A 7,212-nucleotide genomic window follows, 5' to 3' on the forward strand; every position below is an offset into this window, starting at 1 on the left:
TACCTGCTCCCGGCCACCGGCGTGCACGGGGAGCCGGTGATCGCGATGCCGGAGCCCGGGCCGGGGAACGGCCCGCTCTCGCATCTCGACGAGCGCGGCGCGGCGCACATGGTCGACGTCACCGGCAAAGGGATCACCAAGCGGGTCGCGGTCGCCGCCGGCGTGCTGCGAACCTCCACCGAGGTGGTGAACCTGATCTCCGCAGGTGGCCTGCCCAAAGGCGACGCCCTGGCCACCGCGCGGGTGGCCGGCATCATGGCCGCCAAGCACACCAGCGACCTGGTCCCGCTCTGCCACCAGCTGGCCCTCACCGGCGTGGACGTCGACTTCAGCGTCGGCGACGCGGAGATCGACATCACCGCCACCGTGCGCACCACCGACCGCACCGGGGTGGAGATGGAGGCGCTCACCGCGGTCAGCGTGGCCGCGCTGACGCTCTACGACATGATCAAAGCCGTCGATCGGGCCGCCCGGATCGACGACATCCGGGTGCTGCGCAAGGACGGCGGCCGCACCGGGGCCTGGGAGAGCTGATGGCGGCCCGGTCGGCGCGTGTCGTCATCGCCTCCACCCGGGCGGCCGGCGGTGTCTACACCGACCGCACCGGGCCGATCATCGCCGAATGGCTGGGTGAGCGCGGCTTCGCGCCGGTGCAGCCGCAGGTGGTTCCCGACGGCGTCCCGGTCGGTGCGGCGCTGCGCGACGGTGTGGCTGCCGGGGCCGACCTGATCATCACTTCCGGCGGCACCGGCATCTCGCCCACCGACGACACCCCGGCCCAGACCGCCGCGGTGCTCGATTACCAGATTCCCGGCCTGGCCGACGCGATCCGCCGCTCCGGTCTGCCCAAGGTGCCGACGTCGGTGTTGTCCCGCGGAGTCTGCGGGGTGGCCGGGCGGACCCTGGTGGTCAACCTTCCGGGTTCGTCGGGCGGGGTGCGCGACGGCCTGGCGGTGCTGGCCGACGTGCTGGACCACGCCCTGGACCAGCTCGCCGGCGGAGACCACCGGCAATGACGCGCCGTGTCCAGCGTGCGTTGGTGCTGCGCGCGGCGGTCACCGAAGAGCCGATCGAACTCGCCGAGCACGAGAGCCTGGTCGGTCACCAGGCCGCCGGCGCGATCGTCGGGTTCGTCGGGATGATCCGCGACCACGACCACGGACAGCCGGTGGTTCGGCTGGAGTACTCGGCACATCCATCGGCGGAAGTCGTGCTGGCCGAGGTGCTGGCCGAGATCGCCGACACCGCCGACGGGGTTCGTGCGCTGGCGGCCAGCCACCGGGTCGGTGCCCTGCAGATCGGTGACGCGGCGCTGGTCGCCGCGGTCGCCGCCGATCACCGCGGGGTCGCGTTCGCGACCTGCGCACGACTGGTCGACGCGATCAAGCTACGGATACCGGTGTGGAAGCACCAATTCTTCGCCGATGGCACCGATGAATGGGTGGGCTCGGCCTAAGAGCCGAGCCCCGGATCAGCTGAGCCGGGCGCCCGGCTGGCCGGCGAACGCGGCCAGCGCGTCGTTGTCGGTTACCCGCTGGGTGCGGACCGCCTGCAGCAGCTGCTGCTGGAAGCCGGGCTGCGGAGCCTGGGTCGTGAAGCCCACCTCGACGCCCTCTTGCGGACCGTTCGGGCCAGGAGCCTCGTTCTCGGGTGCGGGCGGGAGGTCTTCCGGCGCCGGGGGCAGGTCTTCCGGTGCGGGTGGGAGGTCTTCCGGTGCGGGCGGGAGGTCCTCGGGTGCGGGTGGGAGGTCTTCCGGCGCCGGGGGCAGGTCCTCGGGTGCGGGCGGCAGGTCCTCGGGTGCGGGCGGCAGGTCTTCCGGTGCGGGCGGCAGGTCCTCGGGCGCCGGCGGCAGATTCTCCGGGGCCGGCGGCAGATCCCAGGGCGCGGGCGCCGGCAAGCCGAAGCCGACTTCCTGAACGATCGGCTCCTCGGCGGGCTGCTCGGTCTCCTCGTTCACCGGGACGTCGCGCGGTGTCGGGCCGGAGAGGCCGCGACCGCAGACCGGCCAGGCGCCCCGGCCCTGGGTGGCCAGGACGTGCTCGGCGATCGCGATCTGCTGCTCGCGGGTGGCGTTGTTGGCCGCCGCGGCGTACTTACCGCCACCGTGGGCGCTCCAGGTTCCCGGCGAGAACTGCAGCCCGCCCTGGTAGCCGTTGCCGGTGTTGATCGCCCAGTTGTTTCCGGACTCGCAGGCCGCGACCCGGTCCCATTCGGCGTCGGTGGCCGCGGCCGCGTGGCCGGCGAGGGCGAGACCGCCGCCGCCGATCACGGCGCCGGTGACGGCGGCCTTGGCGATGCTGACACTTGACTGGCTGGGCTTACGGTGCCGTCCGCTCATAGGTTGGTAAGTCCTCTCTGGCTGCGCCGCGCGGCCGGCTGCTGGGTGCAGGCCGGGCAGTGGCCCGGCCGAACGTCACACCCTGGGGTCACCTCCGACGAGCCGATCGGGGCCGCGCCTCCATCCGCGATGTCTCGCGTGGGTGTCCCTGTCCGCCGGATGGAGTCGGCGCTACGGGCGGGGACAGGCGCACCGATCGGAAAAACTCGGCACGCACCGGGAAGTACGCTAACGGCTCGAATCGGCTGCGTCATCTTTGGCTGGGTCCGGCGTTTCGCCGGTCACCGAGCGGAGAAACGCCAGGACTGGGCGGCTACGCCGCAGGTCACGGCTACCCTCAATCTCGCCGTTGCCGCGCCGTAATCAATTCGTTATGTGTCATAAATCACATCTCATCCGCCGGCAAACGGTGGCAGCACGTCGAGCGTCTCACCCGGGCGCAGCACCGCATCGCGGTCTCGGACGGCCCTACCGTCCCGCAGGTAGCAGCAGCGGCTCAGCACCGCGGCCAGCCGCGCGTCCCGCCGGGCGAGGCTCTCCACCAGCCCGGCCACCGTCGTGTCGTCCGGCACCGTGAGCGTCTCGGATTCGATCCCGGCAGCCGCCCGGGCCGCCGCGAAGTAACGTACGGTGACCGTCACCGGGGTCGGCCGGGTGCTCGCGCCACCGGGCACTTATCAGCCGCCGATCGCACTCATCGGGCGATCCGGCTGGATGAAATCCGGATTGTTGATGCCGTGTCCGGCCTTCTTGCCCCACATGGCGGCCCGCCACGCGCGCTCGACCGTGTCGTCGTCGGCGCCGCTGCGCATCAGGCCCAGCAGATCCGTCTCCTCTAGCGAGAACAGGCAGTTGCGGATCTTGCCGTCGGCGGTCAGCCGGGTCCGGTCGCAGGCACCGCAGAACGGACGCGACACCGAGGCGATGATGCCGACCTTGCCGGCCGGCGTGTCCGGACCTTCCTCGACCAGCCACAGCTCGGCCGGTGCCGAACCGCGCGGCTCCGGATCCGGCCGCAGCCGGAAATGCTCGCCCAGCACCGCCAGCATCCGCTCGGCGTTCAGTCCTGCATCGCGCTTCCATTTCCGGTCGGCGTCCAACGGCATCATCTCGATGACCCGCAGCTGATAGCCGTGCTGCAGGCAGAACCGCAACAGGTTGACCACGTCGTCGCCGCTGATCTCGGGCGCGAGGACGCAATTCACCTTGATCGGAGCCATGCCGGACCGCTTGACCGCGGCCAGCCCGTCCAGCACATCGGGCAGCCGATCCCGGCGAGTGATCTGGGCGAAGTGTTCCCGGTCGACGGTGTCCAGCGAGACATTGATCCGGTTCAGGCCGGCTGCCACCAGGGCAGCCGCCCGCCGCGCCAACCCCAGGCCGTTGGTGGTCAGCGCGATCCCCGGACGCGGCTGCAGTGCCGCGGCCGCGGCGATGGTGGTCTCGAGTTGACGGGCCAGCAGCGGCTCGCCGCCGGTGAACCGGACAGCGGTGATGCCCAGTCGCTGCACGCCGATCGCCATAAGCCGGACCATCTCGTCGTCCTGCAGCAGGTGCGCGCTGGGAATCCAGTCCAGGCCCTCGGCGGGCATGCAATAGGTGCAGCGGAGATTGCACCGGTCGGTCAGGGATATCCGCAGATCGGTGTGCACCCGGCCGAACGTGTCGATCAGCGGCCCGGAGGCGGGCATCTCACCGGCGACGGCCTCTTCCACCGCCTTCTCGAAGGCCGCCCGTGCCGCGCGTTTCTCGGCGTCGGTCTCGCTGTTCCTGACGGCCTCCGCGGCAACCGCCAGTGGCGACATGGCCTGCGAGCTTCGATCATTCAACGTCATCCGTAAGACTCGATCCGGTCGGTTCGGCGCGCCGAGGGCCGCGCATTCGCGCCGGGCTCACGCACCGGCGGAAGATCGCCGAAGATCAGGCGGGTCACATTCATAATCAGGCGCATATCCCCTCCAGCCGTCCCCCCAGCCTACCGAGTAAACCGGGGTGCTCTCGATACCCGCTGGCCGAGTAGAATCACCCGGTGTCGCGTCCTGTGCAGGCAGGACGCGTCATTTCTGTCGCTGACGATGTCACCCATCAGACAAGCAGGTGAGACCAGTGCCGACCGGCAAGGTGAAGTGGTACGACACCGAGAAAGGCTTCGGCTTCCTGTCCCAGGAGGACGGTGAGGACGTCTACGTGCGTGCCTCCGCTTTGCCGCCGGGCGTCGAGGGGTTGAAGGCGGGCCAGCGCGTCGAGTTCGGTGTGGCGGCCGGGAGGCGCGGACCGCAGGCGCTGACCCTCACCCTGATCGACCCGCCGCCGAGCCTGACCCGCACCCGCCGCGAGGCCGGCCCGGCGGAACACAAGCACAGCCCCGACGAACTGCACGGCATGGTCGAGGACATGATCACCCTGCTGGAGGGGGCGGTGCAGCCGGAGCTGCGCAAGGGCCGTTACCCGGACCGCAAGACCGCTCGTCGGGTCTCCGAGGTGGTCAAGGCGGTCGCCCGGGAGCTGGACGCCTGACCGGCTGACGGAACCTGGCCGGTGCCGAACTTCTGTACCGGGCCGGCGCAAGCTGCGACACTGGGTATTGGTGCTCCGCACAGCGCCGTCATATCCCGGGAGGTATCCGATGGCACAGCAGGTACAGGTCACCGAGGAGCAGGCCAGGGCGGTCGCCGAGGAATCACGGGAGAGCGGCTGGGACAAGCCCTCCTTTGCCAAGGGGCTGTTTCTCGGTCGGTTCCCGCTCGATCTCATCCACCCGTTTCCGCGACCCACCGATGACGAGGCGGCCCGCACCGATGCGTTCGTGCTGGCGCTGCGGGAGTTTCTCGACTCCGTCGACGGCGGCGTCATCGAGCGCGATGCCCGGATCCCCGATGAATACGTCAAAGGCCTCGCCGAGCTCGGCTGCTTCGGTCTGAAGATTCCCGCGGAGTACGGCGGGCAGAACCTGTCCCAGGTCGGCTACAACCGGGTGCTGATGATGGTCTCCACTGTGCACCCGAGCCTGGGTGCGCTGTTGAGCGCGCACCAGTCGATCGGGGTGCCCGAACCGCTCAAGCTGGCCGGCACCGAAGAACAGAAGCGCAGGTTTCTGCCGCGCTGCGCGGCCGGCGCCATCTCGGCCTTCCTGCTCACCGAGCCGGACGTGGGTTCGGACCCGGCCCGGCTGGCGTCGACCGCGACCCCGACCGACGACGGGAAGGCCTACGAACTGGACGGAGTGAAGCTGTGGACCACCAACGGGGTGGTCGCCGAGCTGCTGGTGGTGATGGCCCGGGTGCCCAAACACGACGGAAATCGGGCTGGAAAGGGAGGCATCAGCGCGTTCGTGGTCGAGGCCGATTCGCCCGGCATCACCGTGGAGCGACGCAACCAGTTCATGGGGTTGCGCGGCATCGAGAACGGGGTGACCCGGCTGCATCGGGTCCGGGTGCCGGCCGAGAACTTGATCGGCCGAGAAGGCGACGGCCTCAAGATCGCGTTGACCACCCTGAACGCCGGGCGGCTGGCCATCCCGGCGATGGCGACCGGGTCGGCCAAATGGGCGTTGAAGATCGCCCGGGAATGGTCCCGTGAGCGGGTGCAGTGGGGCAGACCGGTCGGTGAGCATGCCGCTGTGGCGCACAAGATCTCGTTCATCGCGGCGACGACATACGCGCTGGAGGCGGTGCTCCAGCTCTCCGGCCGGATGGCCGACGAGGGCCGCAACGACATCCGGATCGAGGCGGCGCTGGCCAAGCTGTGGTCCAGCGTGATGGCCTGCGTGATCGCCGACGATCTGGTGCAGATCCGCGGCGGCCGGGGCTACGAGACCGCGGCGTCGCTGGCCGCGCGCGGGGAGCGGGCCGTGCCGGTGGAGCAGCTGGTGCGCGACCTGCGGATCAACCGGATCTTCGAAGGCGCCGACGAGATCATGCGCCTGCTGATCGCGCGTGAGGCGGTCGATCCGCACCTGTCGGCGGCGGGCGATCTGGCCAATCCGAAGGCCGCGCTGCCGCAGAAGGCGAAGGCGGCCGTCGGCGCCAGCGGCTTCTACGCGAAGTGGTTGCCGCAGCTGGCGTTCGGCAAAGGACAGCTGCCCGGCGCGTACCGCGAGTTCGGCAGGCTGGCCAGGCATCTGCGCTTCGTCGAGCGCCGTTCCCGCAAACTGGCCCGCAACACGTTCTACGGGATGGCGCGCTGGCAGGCCGGGCTGGAGCAGAAGCAGGGGTTCCTCGGCCGGGTGGTCGACATCGGCGCCGAGCTGTTCGCGATGTCGGCGTGCTGCGTTCGCGCCGAGGCGCAGCGGGCGGCGAATCCCACCGAAGGTGAGCAGGCCTACGAGCTGGCCGATGCGTTCTGCCGGCAGGCCGTCGTGCGGGTCGAGGGGTTGTTCGACGCGCTGTGGACAAACACCGACCGTGACGACACGGCGCTGGCGCGCGGTGTGTTGGCGGACCGGTACCGCTGGCTGGAGGGCGGCATCGTCGACCAGAGCGACGGCACCGGCCCGTGGATCGCGTCGTGGGAACCCGGCCCGTCCGCTGAGGTCAATGTGGCCCGCCGGTTCCTCGAAGCGGCGCGGCCGGTCGGGCGCGCCGGGTAGCCGGGTGGTCAGTCCCAGAGCAGCTGCACCGACCACTCGGCGTGCGCCAGCGGGTGCAGCTCACCGGTTTGGTCGGCGCCGAGGGTGAGCATCTGCACCACCAGCAGCTCCAGTGGCCCCCGCTGCGGGTCCACCGGCGGCACGGTCACCGCCAGCGTGGTGTTCCGCGGGAATACGGCGAGCTCCTGCACGGTGGCCGCTTCGGGATACACGCCCAGCACCCGCCACGGCGCCCGCCCGATCGCCTCGTCCACCGCGAGCTGGATCGGGTTGCGTGCGCTCACCG

At 70.5% G+C, this 7,212-nt stretch carries 9 protein-coding genes; 5 read left to right on the forward strand and 4 right to left on the reverse strand.

The genetic code is table 11. The annotated features are described in order from the left end of the window. Window positions 1–45 precede the first annotated feature (45 nt). The 3 genes from moaC to AC2VNT_RS09735 are packed head-to-tail and all read left to right on the forward strand — an operon-like array spanning window position 46 to window position 1,456. The gene (gene moaC / locus AC2VNT_RS09725) at window positions 46–534 is read left to right on the forward strand and encodes a cyclic pyranopterin monophosphate synthase MoaC (protein WP_486946665.1); all 489 of its coding nucleotides are present in this window, start codon (window positions 46–48) and stop codon (window positions 532–534) included. Beyond that, on the forward strand, window positions 534–1,016 hold the full coding sequence (locus AC2VNT_RS09730; RefSeq protein ID WP_486946657.1) for a MogA/MoaB family molybdenum cofactor biosynthesis protein: 483 nt from the start codon (window positions 534–536) through the stop codon (window positions 1,014–1,016). Before moaC ends, AC2VNT_RS09730 begins: the two co-directional genes overlap by 1 nt. Beyond that, window positions 1,013–1,456 carry a molybdenum cofactor biosynthesis protein MoaE gene (locus AC2VNT_RS09735; RefSeq protein ID WP_486946658.1) on the forward strand — a complete coding sequence of 148 codons (444 nt, stop codon included), beginning with the start codon at window positions 1,013–1,015 and terminating at the stop codon, window positions 1,454–1,456. The genes AC2VNT_RS09730 and AC2VNT_RS09735 overlap by 4 nt, the downstream gene beginning before the upstream one ends. Window positions 1,457–1,471: 15 nt before the next feature. Here the strand turns inward: AC2VNT_RS09735 and AC2VNT_RS09740 are convergent, their stop codons facing one another. From AC2VNT_RS09740 to moaA, 3 genes are all read right to left on the reverse strand, one after another. Beyond that, window positions 1,472–2,338 (reverse strand): transglycosylase family protein, encoded by an 867-nt coding sequence (locus tag AC2VNT_RS09740; protein WP_486946659.1) that lies wholly within the window; start codon window positions 2,336–2,338, stop codon window positions 1,472–1,474. 392 nt (window positions 2,339–2,730) lie between these two features. Further along, window positions 2,731–2,979: a MoaD/ThiS family protein gene (locus tag AC2VNT_RS09745; RefSeq protein ID WP_486946660.1), complete on the reverse strand. Its 249-nt coding sequence runs from the start codon at window positions 2,977–2,979 to the stop codon at window positions 2,731–2,733. Between the two features lie 36 nt (window positions 2,980–3,015). Next, on the reverse strand, window positions 3,016–4,143 hold the full coding sequence (gene moaA / locus AC2VNT_RS09750; RefSeq protein WP_486946661.1) for a GTP 3',8-cyclase MoaA: 1,128 nt from the start codon (window positions 4,141–4,143) through the stop codon (window positions 3,016–3,018). A gap of 301 nt (window positions 4,144–4,444) precedes the next feature. Here moaA and AC2VNT_RS09755 point away from each other — a divergent pair, with 301 nt between their 5' ends. Beyond that, window positions 4,445–4,855, forward strand: coding sequence for a cold-shock protein (locus AC2VNT_RS09755; RefSeq protein ID WP_486946662.1), 411 nt, complete (start codon window positions 4,445–4,447; stop codon window positions 4,853–4,855). A gap of 109 nt (window positions 4,856–4,964) precedes the next feature. Further along, entirely contained in the window at window positions 4,965–6,926 is a 1,962-nt protein-coding gene (locus tag AC2VNT_RS09760; protein WP_486946663.1) for an acyl-CoA dehydrogenase family protein, read from the forward strand. An 8-nt stretch (window positions 6,927–6,934) separates the two neighbouring features. On the opposite strand, the gene AC2VNT_RS09765 is transcribed toward AC2VNT_RS09760, so the two are convergent. Beyond that, on the reverse strand, window positions 6,935–7,212 hold a 278-nt coding region (locus AC2VNT_RS09765), incomplete at its 5' end, for a DUF2771 family protein (protein ID WP_486946664.1).

The organism is Mycobacterium sp. TH-M15, assembly GCF_057473705.1.

Bases quoted from the DNA above. Each gene is read 5' to 3' on its own strand.
- moaC (WP_486946665.1), top strand. From the start codon at position 46: ATGCCGGAGCCCGGGCCGGGGAACGGCCCGCTCTCGCATCTCGACGAG.
- AC2VNT_RS09730 (WP_486946657.1), top strand. From the start codon at position 534: ATGGCGGCCCGGTCGGCGCGTGTCGTCATCGCCTCCACCCGGGCGGCC.
- AC2VNT_RS09735 (WP_486946658.1), top strand. From the start codon at position 1,013: ATGACGCGCCGTGTCCAGCGTGCGTTGGTGCTGCGCGCGGCGGTCACC.
- AC2VNT_RS09740 (WP_486946659.1), bottom strand. From the start codon at position 2,338: ATGAGCGGACGGCACCGTAAGCCCAGCCAGTCAAGTGTCAGCATCGCC.
- moaA (WP_486946661.1), bottom strand. From the start codon at position 4,143: ATGTCGCCACTGGCGGTTGCCGCGGAGGCCGTCAGGAACAGCGAGACC.
- AC2VNT_RS09760 (WP_486946663.1), top strand. From the start codon at position 4,965: ATGGCACAGCAGGTACAGGTCACCGAGGAGCAGGCCAGGGCGGTCGCC.